This window comes from Paenibacillus sediminis (assembly GCF_017873765.1).
Lineage (GTDB): Bacteria > Bacillota > Bacilli > Paenibacillales > Paenibacillaceae > Paenibacillus_AG > Paenibacillus_AG sediminis.
On the sequence record NZ_JAGGKP010000001.1, the window covers coordinates 1,125,319 to 1,142,151 of the forward strand.

Consider the following 16,833-nt stretch of genomic DNA (forward strand, 5'->3'; position numbering starts at 1 on the left):
TTAAATCTTAACTATAAATCAAGCACCATCACTTTTAATTGTTCATTATTCATCACTTTTGCAGCTGCGTCTTTAATACCTCTACATCTGTTGTAGGTGATTGACATGAGAAGTTTTCACATACATAGGCGGTTGTTTTACCGCCAATTTGTTTTTTATCTTGCACAAGCGGTATCGCTTTTGTCATGTTCTTCTTATCTCCGCTAGGCACCACAATAACAGAAGTATGAGGTCTGAAGCCGCCCCGAATAGCCTCTAACATCTGCAAGGTCACAGAATCAGCCAGCTCGCCTGCAATAACGATTTCACTTGAGGGGCTGAACGCATAATCTAATGCAATAAGATACATAGCGTGACCTGTCGGATATGATGAGACTGCTCCTGCAAATGCTTCTAACTGCTGCCGCGCAATATTCATTATGCGTTCATCATTGGTCAACCTCGCAAGCTTATGTAAGTTATACGCAGCCACCGAGTTGCCGGAAGGCATTGCTCCGTCATATATTTCTTTACTTCGTGCAAATAGCTGTTCTCCATCATTCCCGTAGAAATAGAATCCGCCAGACTGTTCATCCCAGAACAGGTCAATCATCCTGTGAGTTAAATCTATGGCAAGACTAAGATGCTCCAGCTTGAAGGAAGCTTCATACAGTTCCATCAGCCCCCACACTAGAAAAGCGTAATCATCCAAGTAGGCTGGGAAAGCAGCATCACCATCTCGGTATCTAGCAAGCAATCTTCCATCTTCACGGATTAAATTACTGCGAATAAAGTCTACTGCGCGCTCTGCTGTTTCAAGGTACTCGTGCTTCCCAGTTATGATCGATCCTTTAGCCATAGCCATAATCATGAGCCCATTCCAAGCGGTAAGGATTTTATCATCCTTGCCCGGGTGAACCCGCCCTTCACGGTATTGAAACAACTTCTGACGGGAACGTTCAATTCGCTCTTGTAGTTCTCGAACTTCAATTCCTTGTTGCTCAGAGAACTTAGCGATGTCGTGCTGGATTAAGTTCGGGATGTTGTGTCCTTCGAAGTTCCCTTTATCGGTAATATCATATAGTTCGCAATAAAGCTCGCCTGCCTCTTTTCCAAGCAGTTCTATGATTTCATCCCGCTTCCATACATAGAACTTCCCTTCTTCCCCCTCCGAATCGGCATCCTCTGCAGAATAAAATCCACCTTCAGCATGAGCCATATCTCTCAGTACATATTGCAATATTGACTCAGCGACTGTTAAGAAATGATTATCTTTTGTCAGTTGGAACGCCTCAAGATACGTCCAAGCGAGCAATGCGTTGTCGTAAAGCATTTTCTCAAAGTGAGGAACGAGCCATCGTTCGTCAACGGAATAACGAGAAAATCCAAATCCGATATGGTCATAGATACCTCCGCGGTGCATTGCATTCAGGGTTGTAGTCACCATTTCCAGTGCCTTTTTCTCACCCGCTCGATCATAATAACGCATCAAAAAGGCTAGTTGGTGTGGAGTTGGAAACTTAGGAGCTTCCCCAAAACCACCATACACAGAATCAAAAGTGTGCTTGTAGTGATTAAATGCCTTATCTAGAATAGCTTCAGATAAGCTTCCTTTTCTTGCCGAACCTACTCTTCTCTCCACTTCCTGTACAATTTGCTGACTAATTTCTGCCACATGTTCACGATCATTGTTCCATTTCTCTTTGATTTGGGACAGAATTTCCATTAAACCAATTCGACCATACCAACGTTTCTTAGGAAAATAAGTTCCAGCGAAGAATGGCTCTTTGTCTGGAGTCATAATAATAGTAAGCGGCCACCCTCCCTGCCCAGTCAATGTCTGGCATACCGTCATATAAAGCTGATCAATATCGGGACGCTCTTCACGATCCACTTTGATTGATACGTAATTCTTGTTAAGTAATTCTGCTACTTCTTCATCTTCAAAAGATTCATGAGCCATGACATGGCACCAATGGCAGGTGGACTAATACTCCCAATTTATAGCCGAAGCTAGGAATAACCAATGGACAAGAATACCGGCTTGCTTTCCCTCGCTGCTTTGGAGAAAGCTTCCTCTCCCCAAGGGAACCATTCAACAGGATTATGAGAGTGTTGAAGCAAGTATGGGGATTTCTCATTTATCAATCTGTTTGGTCTGCTTTTATGCTTTTCTGTGTGATCGAGCATCCTTATCACGTCTCCTTTTAGTTTGGTTTACCAATGCATACCATTAATTATACCCATTTCAAATTTCAAAAACCAAAATTAAAAAAAGAAAAGACGCCAGTCTTATTCAGACAAAACGTCTTGGTCATAGTTATCCCGGGAAACCTCCTTTTCAAACAAATTGTTGTAGAGCTCGATAAACGATTCGATAGCTCGCTGACTCGGTTTGTTTGATATTACTGTGCATTTGTATTTACCGATTCTATACGTTTCAATTTCTAAGTCCCTGGACCCTTCTTGCACAGCGGTGCAACTCGATCCCCCGCTGAATTTAGCGGATATTACTTTTTTTGCTTCGATGCTTGATGTCAGCTTCTTGGTCATGTGATCACCCCTTTTTGAGAAGAGGAAGGACGATGAACTTTAGTTCCTTCCATGTAAACGGGTGGGTAATCTAGTATGTGTGATGTAGTATTAAATCTTCGCTATGAAACCAATTTAACAGATCCCGATTTCTATGGTCAAAGATTACAAAAGAATAGGTCCTGATTTAAAATTAATAAGGAGTAGAACATGCTCACGTCTAATCTACCCATTGGATCCTCATTGCCCAAGAACCACTCGGTCAAATTCTCATTGGAGTTCATGTTCATCAACATGATCACAAAGCGAAATAAAAGTTTTTGTACTCAAAAAAGGTTAAAATAGGATTAATACACTTCGAAATGAAAGAGTTGATATATTGAAATTATACATTGATACAAATAAATATCTTGACTTTTAAGTTTGCCAAACTTGTGGTCAACGTTCAGAAAGTTATTTAAACTGAACAAGTTGACTCGTAGCTTATCAAGGTTGTAAATCGCAAAATACATAGTAAGCTCAACTCATCCTCTCAAATCAATGCACATCATGGCAAACGATCCTTCGATTTGTCAGGGGCCATAGCTCGCCTCCTAAATAAGGTCGCCCAGCAATCACTGAGCACAAAAAAAGAACACCCAGATAATAATGGGCGCTCTGATTTGTATTTGCTACCATATTTGATGTGGGTGAGCTTTGGCATGCATTTGGGAATTGATTTTACTGCAATAGAGTTCCAGATAGTTGATGCTCTCGTGTCTTCATGAGAGCTGAGCAACTGCTGGTGTTCCTGGTGGTGTTGGATACCAAGCTCCGTTTCGTCACTCTATCTTAATGCTGCCGTCTTCCTTTACGTATACGAAATTAATTGGTACGGCTTCAATACCCAGTCAGGATTCTTTTTAATTTGCTGCTAGGGACATCGGGAACAACCAAAGATCACATCGCCTCTTCGTCATGTATTCTTTGAATCAATTGCCCTAAACCGGTGCGAAGGCCAAGCCCGACTGATGAGGTCTCACCCTTCGCTTCAATTTGCCATTTATCTTTCGAGTTGCGAATGATAACCAACAATATCGGTTGGTGGTTCATCTAGGATTTGAAATCCAGTGAGATAATTGATCATGCATTTTCACTATCTCTTTTAGGGTAATCAAAGCCCCTGATAAATCAACTCATTCAAAATTCCCCCGACAAAGTAAAAATTTCTAAATTTTTACAAGGTGTAGATGTAGCTTCTTGAGTGTTTACCGGTAGGAATTTGGGATCTGATTCAAGAAGAATTTCTCAGGTTGCTACTAAAAATTTTAGCCTAGGATAGACCATTATCGAGTATGTATTTCTCTCTTCAATGGCGTCTATCGCAAGTTGAGTCGAGGTGAGTTTTTGTAAACTATTCTTCCTCAGAAACCATCCAGACTTTCAATCTATTGGTATGGAAAGAAAAACAGAGTCCTACATCCGTAAAATACGTTTTACTTTTAATCAGTTCATTGCGTCGCCTATAGTCTGGCTTTGCTCTGAATCATGTTCCTTTTCAAGTTCATTTTTACACAAGCGGTATAGTGACATTGTAATTTTAATTTCTGCGCAAACAACATCCTTATGTTTCATAATGAATTAGTTAAGGATAGACAGAATAAAGCCCCAGCTAAATGTCAGGGGCTTTATTCATTCACTCCATCATCAACTTGGTCATTCAAAATTAAAGGGGAATATACAAGATCTCTCCGTTCTGCAACTTAAGATTAAGCCCCTTAAAGATCTCTTCCTTTGTTGCTTCTTTTTGTGTGGTTGTTTCAGGTATTAAATTGAATTTCCCCTCTACTAACACTTTTCCTTTTACAGGTATCGATAAATTAACCATATTTAGCGGTATTTCTTTTACTTTTGTTTTCATAACTTCATTCAGCACTGGTTCAACTTCAATAATGTGTAAATCATCTTTCCCCTTATTTTCAAGGGACACAGAATAACCAACATTCTCAATGTATTTTTGATCTTTGGAGGTAGTTACCGTGGTAGTTATATCATTGCTAGTGATTATAGCGTTTTCTTTTGATGAGCAACTGGTCAAGAGTAAAAGAGCGATTATAAAAATTCTTCGCATAAATTCCCCCCTTCCCTAAAGTTTTAGTTTTTAATTATTATATGTGTTTTTCAATAAATGTAAACAAATATTTGTAAAATTTTAGTATTAACTCCTATTTATAACATGTATAATATTGGAAATATAACAAAGGCGCCCTTGTTAAATATATTATTTGGAGGAAAAAATTGAAAATTAAATCAAAAATATTAACGCCGTTAGTTTTAGCAGTATCCCTGACGGGCGGTAGCTCACTTGTTTTTGCTGATAATTCGAATTCTTCTCTCAGTATTGAAGACAAAAATTTCATCACTTCCTCTAATTTAAATTACACACAAGATCAATTAAATGATCCAAGTATTATTAATTTTATTAAGCAAGGGAGTAAAGAAAAAGCTCAAAGACTAGAAACTTACAATAAAATCAAAAATGATCCTGATTTCGAGATTATAGCAGATAACGGCAATGGAATTTATGCATATACTTACTCCGAAAAAATTAAGACAGATGTGGATAAAGAACGTTTCCTTAGAAAAGCTGAGGGGTTGTCAGCACAACAAACAGTCGAGGCTTGGAACAATACAGGTTTAAAAAGTGCAACAGACCTTTCGCTTGGATACCTTGAAACTCATTTCACCGATACTGTTACTGATACAGATCCTTGGAGTGGACAAGAAGAACTAAGAGCAAATGGTAACGGTACAATTCAATGGTTTAAAGGTACTAATGGAAGTTATACTTACTGGACTACATTAGACAGCATATCAGATAACTTTCAAGTAGATTATGATACTGTTTCCAGCACTGAAAGCGTAACAGCTACGGTATCTGGAGGAACCACAACATCTGTTAGTGGAGGAGTTTCTAGTTCTGTAACAAAAGGTACCTCTACAGCAACCCTTTCAATTTCATGGCCATCCAAAGGGACATACAATTATTATAGTAAGTCATATGGTGATGTTTACGTGAAAACAGATAACATTACAAAATATACACACACCGCCTCCTCTGTTGCAACTACTGGTGGATATCATGTTTGGGGTTCGGCTACAAAGTCCGTTAGTATTTCCTAAGCTAATATAGAATTAACTTACAGCTAACTTACTGCGACTGCAGTAAGTTAGCTTCTATTACTAGGAGGCCTTTAATATGTTTAAAAAACACACCTGGATTTATTGCTTAATTTTAATACTTGTTGCAGCAGCTTTATTAGGTACATACTTTTTAAGTAGAGGTAATATGAAAGTAATGTTTATAGACTCTGGGTTAAAGCTTCAGGACGCAGAAGTTGACACAGAAATTTGGAAAGAGGAATTTGTTCAAAAATCTTTGGAAAAATCCTATTACGGATATCAAATTCCTATTGAGTTTTCTGATGTTGGTCTTTCAAATCCATATCCTAACTTATATAATTTTTATTGGACTATTCAGTTAATGGAAAATTTCAACTACCCCTTTTCTAAAGCAGAAATACAGAATGATTTTAAGAAATATCTCAACTCAAAAATAACTGCCACAAATAATATCCCCGAAGTTCTTGATGCTATCTATAAAATAGAGTTATATGATCTTCTTGATTACTCTCATGAGGATTTGAAAAAATATGAAAACAAACTTTTAAGTCACTTTGATGAAGAGGATGGTCTCTTCTTTTTTAGTAACAAGAAAGAAAATATAAATAGTAAATTAAGCATGACATTAGAAATCATAAATGGATATAACAAACTAAATATTTCGATTGATAAAGAAATTAAAGAAAAAATTAAGGATAGATGTTTAGATTTAACAAAAAATAATGACTTATTCTCAATTAATAACCCAGTTCAATCTTTAGATACCGGTGGTATGGTTATTTCAATATTAAAAAAATTAGGTTATACAAATAATAGCTTACCACTAGAAGGTAAGGAGAAATGGATCGATTATATTAATAATAAATATGAATTTTTTTTACAGTCAGGAGATATGAATTCCATTCTATACTTGTCAAGAATAATTGAGGTGGACTCCTATTTCAACCATAAATTTACAGTTACAAAGCAACAATTAGACAAATTTTTTATGAATAATGAACAAATGTTTAATATAGAACCTTTAATACTCGCTAATGCGATAAAAGTTTATAAGGACCTTGGCTATGCATATCCTGATCAAGAAAAAATAATCAATTATATAGAACATACGATAAATAGTGGGTTTAATAAAAATGGAACGGTTGAGCTGAACTTAATTGAAAACTATTATGGAATTGCATTAGCAAAAAAGTTTAATTATAAATTCGATGAAAAAAATATGGAGAACTTACTGGTAAATATTTATGAGAGGAATGTAAAGGAGGACTCAAAAATATCTAATCTTGAGAAGCTAGAGAGTATCTATTATTTACTAGCTAGTTTTAAAGTTTTGGACGTAAATATTATGAATAATGGAGATAAAGAAGCTCTAAGTAAAAGTCTTGATTCTTATCTACAAGATATAAACAATGAAGACCTGAGTCAATTAGATCGAAATTTATCAAGTTATTATATAGGTTTAAAAGTTAAAAACCTCATTAATGACTCCATCTCCAATAAACTAAGGGACAAGATTATAAATTATATTAAAATAGTTGATAAAAATCAGACTATTTATAAAAACATGAAGATGTCCAAAATATACACATTGATTGAAGGGATTAACTTTAACAATAAAGATATTAAAGCTAGAATTATAAATGGTGTAAAATCATTGGCTCAAAATGGAATGTTTAAATCTAAGTATGTATCAAAAAGCCCCGACCTTGTTTCTACTTATCAAGCTTTTGATTTATTAGATAAAGAAGGTGTGCTGACTAAAGAATTTAAAACTCTAATACACAAAAAAATCAGAAACACTTTAACAACTAATAGCTTGACCGGATTCAATTTTAATTCAAAATATCTTTCTTTGGAATCGATTTACTATGGTTGTTTACTAACTTCAAATCTAAGTGGTAAGTAGAAACTTTTATGAGAAAAAAGATAATGATAATACCTTATATTTGTAGTTTTGTTGGATTGTTGTGTCCTCTAGTATTTTTTTTAGTAATTTCATCCTCAAAAGAACCTGGAATCACTGCTCAAGGTTTTGGAATTAGAGAATATATCGGTTTAAATAAATCAACTTATTCAACTTTAAAGGGGCGTAACGTTACGGTAGCAATTGTAGATTCAGGTATTGAATCTCATAATGGTATTCAAAAACAACGTATACTTGCTTTTAAAGATTTTGTAAATGGGCAAAAAGATTTTTATGATGATTACGGACATGGCACGTTTATAGCAGGATTAATTGGTTCAAGTGGTGAAGTGACCGGGATTGCACCCAAAAGTAATTTCGTCATACTTAAGGTTCTTGATAATAAAGGAAAAACGGATGAATCAACGCTTTTAAACGCTCTAAACTGGATATCTAATAACAAAGATAAGTACAATATAAAAGTTGTTAATTTATCGATTGGAGTTGAAAACAGAATAAGCGCACCTTCTGACGAAGATCCAATATTTAAGATTTTATCAAAACTTAAAAACCAAGGTATTCTTGTTGTTTGTTCTTCTGGTAATAGTGGTCCCGCAGAGGGATCAATTTTATACCCTGCAATGAGCAAAGATGTTTTAACAGTTGGTTCAGTGAATAATAACAGATCTTTAACAATTAAGGATGATAAAATCACCATCTCCTCCAGCAGAGGATTAAATACTTCACATTCTCTTAAACCTGATTTAGTAACTTTAGGGGTTGATATTAATTCATTTGATTATAAAAATCCTACAGGATTTACGATTGGTTCAGGCTCTTCTTATTCTGCAGCAATTGTTTCTGGCATAGCGACAATCTTATTTGAAAAATTCACAAATGCCGATACGGTTAAGCAAATACTAAGGGAAAATGTAGTGAGTTTGAATGGAGAAAGAACTATTGATCAAGGCAAAGGAGAATTGTATTTTAAATAAACTATACAATTAATAATTAACTCAATTCAAAATTAAGTGATTTCTTGATAACAAATAAGGCAACAATTATTTGATATCCGATAACCAACCAAATAACAACAACATCTGTGCTGTTGTTATTTGGCACTCTCCATTTTGAAAACTTGAAAAAGATCCTGAGCAAAATGAGACTTATAGATTTATTGTTGAGTCATATCTCAATGGTATGGGCATTTGGAAAATCACGCAACTTCTCCGGGCTCAACGGTTAAAAGCACCGAAAGGACGGACATGGCACGACAACACAATTCTCCGTATGCTGCAGAATCAGGTTTATCTTGGAAAAGTGGTTTTTGGGAAAACGACTGGTAGCGGTCATAAAGACAGAGGAAGAGAACCAGATGTAAGGCAAAATCCAGAAGAAAGATGGATTATCTACGACGATGCGCACGAAGCTTTAATCACGGTAGAAGAATTCAATGACATTCAAATAAAACTTATGCAGAATAGTCGTTTTCCTGTTCATACAAAGAAAAGTAAACAGGCTCTTAGTGGTCTTCTTTTTTGCAAAAAATGCGGTCGTGCAATGACCTGTAACCGTAGGAAGGTAAAAGACGGAGAAAAACTCTATGTGAAGAAATGTCAGTCCATGTCCGACACAGGCGTTGTTTGTGGAAATCCCGGTATCCAAGCGCAGGATGTATTGGATGCGATTGATAAAAAAGTGAAGGCCTATAGAAAGCAACTAGACCATAATAAAAATAAGAAAAGAGACAAAGCACTGCAGCTAATGCAAAAACAAATAACAGCTCACAAACAGAGTTTAAAAAACTTGGAAGATGGTTTCGGTCGAATACGGAATATGTACAGACTCGGTGTAATTTCAGATGAGGAGTTTATGAAAGACATCAAAAAAAACAAAGAGGAACTTGAGTCTACGCAGAACAATTTAAGGAGTCTTGAAAAACAATATCAATACACATCTGCAGAGGGACGTAAAGATCTTCGAGATCGATTTGCGGATTTCGATGAAAATTTTTCAATTGAATCAAGCAATCCCGAAGATGTGAATAACCTGCTGAAAACAATCATTGAAAAAATATTTTACATTAGAGAAGGTGACGATTTTGTACTTGACATTAAATTTATGTGGGACCTCTAACTCAAAGTAATGATAACCGGAGTATTACTAGAACTAGCACCAATGGCAAGTGCTATAGCCGATACTAAGGAAAATAGGTCTATCCTCATGTCTTGCTTTTTCAAAGGCCTCTTCACCCCAAGGAAACCAATCAACGGGATTATAGACGTGCTGGAGCAGGTATGGTGATTTCTCATGAATTAAACGATTAGTTTTACGACCATTTTTAACCAAAATTATCCCTCCGAAAAGTAGGATATACGTCATTATTGATCGATATGTAATTGAAAAGACACTGATCGTGTAGATCAGTGCCCTGTATTATTTCACCATCCAGTTTCTCCGCTGTCGTAATTAAATTGCCATCCAATCCCGAACTTATCTGTTAAATTGCCATAGCATTTGCTCCAAAATGTTTCTTGAAGCTCCATACCTACTGAGCCGCCTTCTTTTAGTTTATTAAATAATGATTTAATTTCATCCATATTCTTACTACTGATTGAAAGGGTGATATTGTTTCCAACTACAAAAGGCATACCAGGAAAAACATCAGAAAACATAACAGTGCTTCCATTAATCGTAAGCCGAGAGTGCATAACTAAGTTTTTCGCTTCATCAGGAAGTGTAAAATTCGGATCAGGCGGCGCTTCTCCGAAAGTCATAATTTTTGGTTTTTCCGTCTCAAAAACCTTTGCGTAAAACTCTACTGCTTCACGACAGTTCCCATTAAAATTGAGATAAATGTCAACAGCCATTAGATTCACTCCTTCTTTTCCGTTCGTTAAATTTAACCAGAGCTATAGACTGCTTATGATTCGATATCCTCTGTGAAGCTTTCGCATTTAGTTTATCACACCAAGGTATCGACTTCAAAAATTTGTTAAATATTCTTAGATTAAAACGACAATTGGTGGTGCAATGAAAAAAAAACCATGTCTATCGGACATGAGTTTTGATGATGAGTATAGCAATCCATCTCTACTTGTTTTGGTTAGTTACACTGCCCAAATTCATCTATGTGCGGCGCATATAGGCACGGACAGTCAGCGGTGCGAAGACCGCCACAATAAAACCAGCGCCGATGAGAGAGATGGCAAGGTCCCCGCCAACGGTTCCATGGTTAGCAAGTTCTCGAACGGCTGAAACAAGATGAGAGATTGGGTTGATGTTCACGAACCACTGAAGCCAGTGTGGCATCGTCTTCACCGGTACGAATGCATTAGAGAGAAAAGTGAGCGGAAACAGCACAAGCATTGAGATCCCTTGTACACTTGAAGCAGTGCGCGCAATCACGCCAAAAAAGGCGAATATCCAGCTGATGGCCCAGGAACACGCAATGACGAGAATCCCTGCGATGGCGACGTTACCCAATCCTCCGTCAGGTCGATATCCCATTATATACCCCATGACAAAGGTTAGTACTGTTGCTATTGCATATCGAATCGTATCTGCAAGCAAGGCTCCTGCCAAAGGGGCTATACGAGCTATGGGCAGTGACTTGAACCGGTCGAATACACCCTTATCCATATCTTCACGCAGTTGAACGCCAGTGACAATTGAGGTGGTGATTACGGTCTGCACTAGAATCCCGGGAATGATGACCGGTAAATAATTGTGTACGTTTCCGGAGATCGCCCCGCCAAAGATATAAGTGAACATCAGAGTAAAAAGAATTGGCTGCAGAGTAACGTCGAACAATTGCTCAGGGGTGCGCCGAATCTTCAGCAGCCCCCGATAGGCCATCGTCAATGAGTTGCGAACGGTCTGGCTAAAACCCGCATAATTTTTCAGTTGTTGACTGGTTTCCCTCTTCAATGATGTACTGCTCATACTCTTACCTCCTCCACTACGTTCGATTTTTGAGACTTCATTGACTCGTTTTCTTTTACACCGTGGCCAGTAATGGTCAGGAACACCTCATCAAGGGTAGGCTTCTGGACGCTCATCTCGGCCAAGTGGATTCCCGCCGCGCGGAGAGCGACGAGCAGATCGGTAACAAGGTCGGCGTCCGCCATCGGAGCAGTGATCTTTCCAGCTTCCGCCGACACATTGGAGCGGACTTTAAGCACCTGCTCTACGATCTGACGGGCTTCCTTGATGGCCTGTTGATTTTGGACTCTCAATTGCAGCGAGGAAGTGCCGACGGATGCCTTCAGTTCATCCACCGTACCCTCTGCGACGACTCGTCCACGATCGATAACAGCGATCCGGTCAGCCAATTGATCAGCCTCATCGAGGTATTGCGTTGTTAGAAGCACGGTTGACCCCGTCTTCACCAACCTGCGAATCGTATCCCACATCTGTGTGCGCGTACGAGGATCCAGTCCTGTAGTCGGTTCATCCAAGAAAATGAGCGGAGGCTGTGCAATGAGACTTGCCGCTAGATCCAACCGGCGACGCATACCTCCGGAGAAATTTTTCAAGGGGCGCTTCGCTGCCTCCGTTAAACCGAATTCCTCTAATAAATCTGCAGCCTTGCGCCGCGCCTCAGCACGCCCCAGCCCAAGCAGCCTGGAGAAGATGATCAGATTCTCTGTTGCGCTCAGTGACTCGTCGACCGATGCATACTGACCTGTCACCCCGATCAATTGACGTACGACCTGCGACTCTTTTACTACATCGTGCCCGAAAATGCGTGCCGAACCTGCATCCGGTCGCAATAATGTTGCCAGCATTCGAATTGTTGTAGTCTTGCCTGCTCCATTTGGACCAAGTACGCCGTAGATCGTACCGGTTTGTACGTTCAGATTCACACCGTCCACCGCACGATTATCTCCAAAAGCTTTAACGAGTCCGCTTGCTTCTACGGCCCAATCGCCATTACCTGGACCTGTTCCCCTTTTGAGTATATGATTCATTACGATTCCTCCTTGAATATAACTAATTCTTTGAAATAGTAACTCACAAATATAAACTGAATTTAAACTGTACTCTATTTGCATTGTAATTAATTGCTAACATCCGTTAAACCTACCGAAGAACGGTTTATATCTCGGTCTCTAGAAGGAGAAAGACCACAAAAAAGCCCGCTTCGCGCGGAATCGGGCGTTGTCTTCACTACAATTCACAATAGATTGGTAAAATCGATCTAACCGTGATCGAAAGACCTAGATGCATAGCGCAGGAGGTGTCAGCGAAAGCTTGCAAGGTACTGTGTATGCTCTTCCATTCGTCATCGAAACGTTGCATCATAGAAACTATAAACTGTGATGACACGCCACGAAATGCTCTCCCGTTTGGCTTTTATTTTGAAGGCTAGGCATTTCTTCACGGCAAATATCTGTCGCCGATGGACATCTGAAAGCAAACGGGCAGCCTTTCCTGTCAATAGCTAGATTTGGGGGTTCGTTGGATTGGTCTGTCAAATTCATGTCAATATGACTCCCAGGGGTTGCTGCTAGCAACAGTCTTGTATATGGATGGAGCGGCAGTTTTATCAATTCTTTAGAATCCGCCAGTTCCATTACCTTTCCACCATACATCACCATGATTCGATCTCCGAAATATCTTGCAGATGCCAAATCATGAGTGATATATAGATAGGAAAGTCCAAAATCGTTCTTGAGCTCGTTCATTAGTTGCAAAATCCCGGCACGAATGGATACATCCAACATCGAGATAGGCTCATCAGCCACGACAAATTTTGGATTTACAGCAAGGGCACGAGCGATAGCCAATCGTTGACGCTGTCCGCCCGAAAGTTCATGCGGAAACTTCGTTCGTATTTCATTAACAGGTGTCAAGCCAACCTTCTGAAGGAGCTCCCCTACTTTTTGTGATAGTTCCTTCCCTTTAAAACCCTGGTGTTTTTTTAATGGAAAAGTTAAATGCTTTTCAACCGTTTTGACCGGATTTAACGAACTGAATGGATCTTGGAATATCATTTGAGCATCCTTTCGATATCCCTTTAGTTCCTTTCCCCGTATAGATGTTATGTCATTTCCGTTGATACGGATCGTACCCCCGCTTGGACGCAAAATTCTAACTAATGAGCGGCCAATCGTGCTTTTGCCACTTCCTGATTCACCAACGAGAGATAGAACCTCCCCTTTTCGAATCGAAAAATGAACATGGTCTACCGGAATAATCGTTTGTTGCCCCGACACACCTCGTACTTGAAATTTGACGACGAGATCATCTACTTCAACAATCAAATCCCGTTCATATTGGGGCTTGGGTTGCTTCATTGCCATCTATCTCACCACCTCTTCTTCGTACAGATGACAAGCAATCAGACGTCCATCAACATTCTTTTCTACTGGATGAATCGTTTTACAGGACTCAAATGCATATTTGCAGCGAGGATGATAAGCGCATCCTGTTGGTAGATTAATAAGGTCAGGTGGATTCCCTGGGATTCCCTCAATCATTACTGTTTCAGCAGTTAATTCTGGAATAGCACCGAGAAGCCCTTCGGTATACGGGTGATGACGTTCCAAAAGGTTCAACTTCTTACTATCCGTAATCTCGATAAAGCGTCCGGCGTACATAATGGCTACTTTTTCTGCTAGTTCAGCAACCAAACTAAAATCATGACTAACAAATAACACAGCAAACCCTTTCTCGCGCTGCAGTTCTTTTATTTTGTCTAAAATTGATTTTTGAACGACAACGTCAAGAGCTGTAGTTGGTTCATCCATAATGACAAGATCTGGCTCTAGGGCAAGGGCAATAGCTATAACTACTCGCTGCCTCATTCCCCCAGATAATTCGTGAGGATAACTTTTCAAATGCTTTGGATCAATACTTACCATTTTCATTAACGCAACTGCCTTATCATATATTTCCTTTTTAGACATAGCTGGACGATGATAGGTGAACACGTCTGCAATCTGTTCTTCTACGGTTAATACAGGGTTAAGCGCGTTCATTGCACTTTGGAAAACCATCGACATTCGATTCCAACGAAATTTTCGAAGTTCCTTTTTGTTCAGCTTGTAAACATCCTGACCCTGAACAAGTACTTCTCCGCCTAAGAGAACCGCATTATTTTTTAAAAGAGCCATGATCGCATTGCCCAATGTGCTTTTACCTGATCCCGACTCGCCAACCAGACCTACAATTTGGTTTGGATAAATTTTTAATGAAACATTTCGAACGGCTTGAACCATTCCGTGCGCCGATTCATAGCCAACAGAGACATTTCTCAGCTCAAGCACTGGTGCTGGTTGTTGTTGATTGTTGTTTGACACGATGTCTCCTCCTCTTCTGCGAGCTTAACCGCGGGTTTGTAATGCTATCAATCGCAAAATTCATTAATACAAGACTCAAACCAACTAATCCAATGCCAAGGCCAGGTGGTATGATCCACCACCATGCTCCTGTTAACATCGCTCCGCTCTGACTTGCCCAATATAGCATCGTCCCCCAGCTAATGGAGTTGATATCTTCAATACCTAAAAATGCAAGACCTGATTCAGCAAGCACGGCTCCTAATGTCGCATAAATCACGTTGGCGGCAATAATGGACATCATGTTGGGAGAAATTTCAGTAAACATGATGTTTAAATCAGATTTTCCCGACATCTTTGCCGCAACAACAAAATCCCGATTGACTAATGACATGGTCTGAGCTCGAAAGACACGCGCTCCCCATGCCCAGCCGGTAAGTCCAATAATAATCCCATTGGTATAAGGTGATGAATTTTTCACATAGGATTCAATAACTATCAATAGAGCTAGCCCAGGAAGAACGAGGAACAAATTCATTAAAAACGTCAGAATTGAATCTATCCAGCCCCCTCTGTATCCAGCAGTTATCCCGATAAGCAGACCAAGAAAGGTAGCAATCAGACCTGCTCCAAACCCGACTACAATGGTCGTTCTTGCACCAAAAATAAATTCTGAAAAGATATCCTGACCCGTGTTGGTTGTTCCAAATAAATGCTTTGAAGTCGGTCCCAAGCTCATCATAAAATTCGTATTGGCAGGACTGTAAGGAGCAATCCAATGAGCAAAGATGGCGACAAAAATAAAAACGAAAAACAGGATTAACCCCGTTAAGGCTTTCCTATTTTTTAAAAATGGAGTTAAAAAGACCATTCGATCTACCCATCTTTTCTTTGCATTCGTATAAATGGGCGGAGTTTCATTCATCTGTTGAACAGTTTCTGGATTATGACCCATTAGTGATTCCTCCCGTCCTTACACGTGGATCTAACCGGCTGTAGAGCAAGTCTACGATTAGGTTTGCAACTAGAACAGCGACTGCAATTAACAGAAACGATGATTGGATTAATGGAAAATCCTCTAGAAGAACTGCGTTAGTTAATTGCCCCCCGATGCCTGGATAAGAGAACACCTGCTCCGTTAAAATCGATCCGCTAACCACGTTGCCAATCGCAATCGCAAAACTTGTAAGCTGTGGAAGAATGGCGTTGCGAGCAGCATAAGTAAACATAAGGCGTGAAGGGCTTACTCCTTTGGCTTCAGCAAATACTACATAATCTTCCCCAAGTGTATTTATCATGTTATTACGCATACCTACTAACCAACCACTTAGTGAACCAAGCAAAATCGTGATGCCTGGGAGGAATCCATGATAAAGGACGCTTGAAAAAAATGTCCAACTGAATTCAGGTGTTAGACCATTATCATACCCGTGATTCATAGGAAACCAGTTTAGCTTAAAGCCAAACACGAATAAAAATAAGAGGGCAACCCAGAAATAAGGCAAGGCTTGAATACCCATTGTCAGGAGTGGAAGTGTGTTGTCCAAAAAGCCTTGACGCTTCCAAGAAATATAAATTCCTGCCGAGGTTCCGATGAACACTGCTAATACTGTGGCTAGACCGACAAGACCAATAGTCCAAGGCAAGCTATGTTTGATGATATCAATTACAGGAGTTGGATAATAGCCAAAGGATAGACCCCAGTTCCCTGTGAGTAGTCCTCTTAAATATTCAAAATACTGGATAATCATAGGTTTATCGGTAAGACCGAACGCTTTTTTCATGGCTGCAATTGAGGCGGGATCTAACTGACCTTGAAACTTTGCAAAAATAATATCGGCTGGGTTCCCAGGCATCAGGCGTGGAAGTATAAAGTTAATAGTGATGGCAGCCCAAAGAGACAGAACAAAAAAACCAAGTCGGTTCAAAATGAAGCGCATGGGGGCTCCCCTCCTTCTCAGAAAACGATTT

The 16,833-nt window shown here is 39.3% G+C and carries 15 protein-coding genes and 3 pseudogenes; 5 read left to right on the top strand and 13 right to left on the bottom strand.

The annotated features are described in order from the left end of the window. Nucleotides 1-52: 52 nt before the first annotated feature. The 5 genes and pseudogenes from J2Z20_RS05435 to J2Z20_RS05455 all read right to left on the bottom strand — a co-directional run bounded on the left by J2Z20_RS05435 (nucleotide 53) and on the right by J2Z20_RS05455 (nucleotide 4,621). Complete coding sequence (locus tag J2Z20_RS05435) at nucleotides 53-1,942, bottom strand: thioredoxin domain-containing protein (RefSeq protein WP_209846181.1); 1,890 nt, start codon at nucleotides 1,940-1,942, stop codon at nucleotides 53-55. Between the two features lie 53 nt (nucleotides 1,943-1,995). Next, nucleotides 1,996-2,169: pseudogene (locus tag J2Z20_RS18110) on the bottom strand (DUF255 domain-containing protein); the annotation flags it as partial. A 102-nt stretch (nucleotides 2,170-2,271) separates the two neighbouring features. Continuing rightward, nucleotides 2,272-2,532: a hypothetical protein gene (locus J2Z20_RS05445; protein WP_209846184.1), complete on the bottom strand. Its 261-nt coding sequence runs from the start codon at nucleotides 2,530-2,532 to the stop codon at nucleotides 2,272-2,274. Between the two features lie 918 nt (nucleotides 2,533-3,450). Then, entirely contained in the window at nucleotides 3,451-3,603 is a 153-nt protein-coding gene (locus J2Z20_RS05450) for a hypothetical protein (RefSeq protein WP_209846186.1), read from the bottom strand. A gap of 613 nt (nucleotides 3,604-4,216) precedes the next feature. Continuing rightward, a complete protein-coding gene (locus J2Z20_RS05455) occupies nucleotides 4,217-4,621 on the bottom strand; it encodes a putative periplasmic lipoprotein (RefSeq protein WP_209846189.1) in 405 nt (134 codons plus the stop codon). A gap of 167 nt (nucleotides 4,622-4,788) precedes the next feature. On the opposite strand from J2Z20_RS05455, the gene J2Z20_RS05460 reads away from it, so the two are divergent. From J2Z20_RS05460 to J2Z20_RS05475, 5 genes and pseudogenes are all read left to right on the top strand, one after another. After that, nucleotides 4,789-5,673 (top strand): hypothetical protein, encoded by an 885-nt coding sequence (locus tag J2Z20_RS05460; protein ID WP_209846192.1) that lies wholly within the window; start codon nucleotides 4,789-4,791, stop codon nucleotides 5,671-5,673. A 76-nt stretch (nucleotides 5,674-5,749) separates the two neighbouring features. After that, nucleotides 5,750-7,579 carry a hypothetical protein gene (locus J2Z20_RS05465; RefSeq protein ID WP_209846194.1) on the top strand — a complete coding sequence of 610 codons (1,830 nt, stop codon included), beginning with the start codon at nucleotides 5,750-5,752 and terminating at the stop codon, nucleotides 7,577-7,579. Between the two features lie 8 nt (nucleotides 7,580-7,587). Next, nucleotides 7,588-8,571: a S8 family serine peptidase gene (locus J2Z20_RS05470; RefSeq protein WP_209846197.1), complete on the top strand. Its 984-nt coding sequence runs from the start codon at nucleotides 7,588-7,590 to the stop codon at nucleotides 8,569-8,571. A gap of 166 nt (nucleotides 8,572-8,737) precedes the next feature. Next, nucleotides 8,738-9,040, top strand: a pseudogene (locus tag J2Z20_RS18115) (recombinase family protein); the annotation flags it as partial. Nucleotides 9,041-9,049: 9 nt separating this feature from the next. After that, nucleotides 9,050-9,712: a recombinase zinc ribbon domain-containing protein gene (locus J2Z20_RS05475; protein WP_280921737.1), complete on the top strand. Its 663-nt coding sequence runs from the start codon at nucleotides 9,050-9,052 to the stop codon at nucleotides 9,710-9,712. 36 nt (nucleotides 9,713-9,748) lie between these two features. On the opposite strand, the pseudogene J2Z20_RS05480 reads toward J2Z20_RS05475, so the two are convergent. The 8 genes and pseudogenes from J2Z20_RS05480 to J2Z20_RS05515 all read right to left on the bottom strand — a co-directional run. Further along, nucleotides 9,749-9,958, bottom strand: a pseudogene (locus J2Z20_RS05480) (DUF255 domain-containing protein); the annotation flags it as partial. A gap of 59 nt (nucleotides 9,959-10,017) precedes the next feature. Then, nucleotides 10,018-10,446, bottom strand: coding sequence for a VOC family protein (locus J2Z20_RS05485; RefSeq protein WP_209846202.1), 429 nt, complete (start codon nucleotides 10,444-10,446; stop codon nucleotides 10,018-10,020). 259 nt (nucleotides 10,447-10,705) lie between these two features. Beyond that, on the bottom strand, nucleotides 10,706-11,521 hold the full coding sequence (locus J2Z20_RS05490) for an ABC transporter permease (RefSeq protein ID WP_209846205.1): 816 nt from the start codon (nucleotides 11,519-11,521) through the stop codon (nucleotides 10,706-10,708). Further along, nucleotides 11,518-12,549, bottom strand: a complete 1,032-nt coding sequence (locus J2Z20_RS05495) for an ATP-binding cassette domain-containing protein (RefSeq protein ID WP_209846208.1) — start codon at nucleotides 12,547-12,549, stop codon at nucleotides 11,518-11,520. Before J2Z20_RS05495 ends, J2Z20_RS05490 begins: the two co-directional genes overlap by 4 nt. A 339-nt stretch (nucleotides 12,550-12,888) precedes the next feature. After that, on the bottom strand, nucleotides 12,889-13,884 hold the full coding sequence (locus tag J2Z20_RS05500) for an ABC transporter ATP-binding protein (protein ID WP_245251867.1): 996 nt from the start codon (nucleotides 13,882-13,884) through the stop codon (nucleotides 12,889-12,891). After that, nucleotides 13,885-14,883: an ABC transporter ATP-binding protein gene (locus J2Z20_RS05505; protein ID WP_342454259.1), complete on the bottom strand. Its 999-nt coding sequence runs from the start codon at nucleotides 14,881-14,883 to the stop codon at nucleotides 13,885-13,887. It lies immediately after the preceding gene. Next, nucleotides 14,843-15,817: an ABC transporter permease gene (locus tag J2Z20_RS05510; RefSeq protein ID WP_245251868.1), complete on the bottom strand. Its 975-nt coding sequence runs from the start codon at nucleotides 15,815-15,817 to the stop codon at nucleotides 14,843-14,845. Before J2Z20_RS05510 ends, J2Z20_RS05505 begins: the two co-directional genes overlap by 41 nt. After that, nucleotides 15,807-16,802: an ABC transporter permease gene (locus tag J2Z20_RS05515; protein ID WP_209846211.1), complete on the bottom strand. Its 996-nt coding sequence runs from the start codon at nucleotides 16,800-16,802 to the stop codon at nucleotides 15,807-15,809. Before J2Z20_RS05515 ends, J2Z20_RS05510 begins: the two co-directional genes overlap by 11 nt. Nucleotides 16,803-16,833: the final 31 nt, after the last annotated feature.

Bases quoted from the DNA above. Each gene is read 5' to 3' on its own strand.
- J2Z20_RS05435 (WP_209846181.1), bottom strand. From the start codon at position 1,942: ATGGCTCATGAATCTTTTGAAGATGAAGAAGTAGCAGAATTACTTAAC.
- J2Z20_RS05490 (WP_209846205.1), bottom strand. From the start codon at position 11,521: ATGAGCAGTACATCATTGAAGAGGGAAACCAGTCAACAACTGAAAAAT.
- J2Z20_RS05495 (WP_209846208.1), bottom strand. From the start codon at position 12,549: ATGAATCATATACTCAAAAGGGGAACAGGTCCAGGTAATGGCGATTGG.
- J2Z20_RS05470 (WP_209846197.1), top strand. From the start codon at position 7,588: ATGAGAAAAAAGATAATGATAATACCTTATATTTGTAGTTTTGTTGGA.
- J2Z20_RS05515 (WP_209846211.1), bottom strand. From the start codon at position 16,802: ATGCGCTTCATTTTGAACCGACTTGGTTTTTTTGTTCTGTCTCTTTGG.
- J2Z20_RS05450 (WP_209846186.1), bottom strand. From the start codon at position 3,603: ATGAACCACCAACCGATATTGTTGGTTATCATTCGCAACTCGAAAGAT.
- J2Z20_RS05510 (WP_245251868.1), bottom strand. From the start codon at position 15,817: ATGGGTCATAATCCAGAAACTGTTCAACAGATGAATGAAACTCCGCCC.
- J2Z20_RS05455 (WP_209846189.1), bottom strand. From the start codon at position 4,621: ATGCGAAGAATTTTTATAATCGCTCTTTTACTCTTGACCAGTTGCTCA.
- J2Z20_RS05465 (WP_209846194.1), top strand. From the start codon at position 5,750: ATGTTTAAAAAACACACCTGGATTTATTGCTTAATTTTAATACTTGTT.
- J2Z20_RS05485 (WP_209846202.1), bottom strand. From the start codon at position 10,446: ATGGCTGTTGACATTTATCTCAATTTTAATGGGAACTGTCGTGAAGCA.
- J2Z20_RS05500 (WP_245251867.1), bottom strand. From the start codon at position 13,884: ATGGCAATGAAGCAACCCAAGCCCCAATATGAACGGGATTTGATTGTT.
- J2Z20_RS05475 (WP_280921737.1), top strand. From the start codon at position 9,050: ATGCAGAATAGTCGTTTTCCTGTTCATACAAAGAAAAGTAAACAGGCT.
- J2Z20_RS05445 (WP_209846184.1), bottom strand. From the start codon at position 2,532: ATGACCAAGAAGCTGACATCAAGCATCGAAGCAAAAAAAGTAATATCC.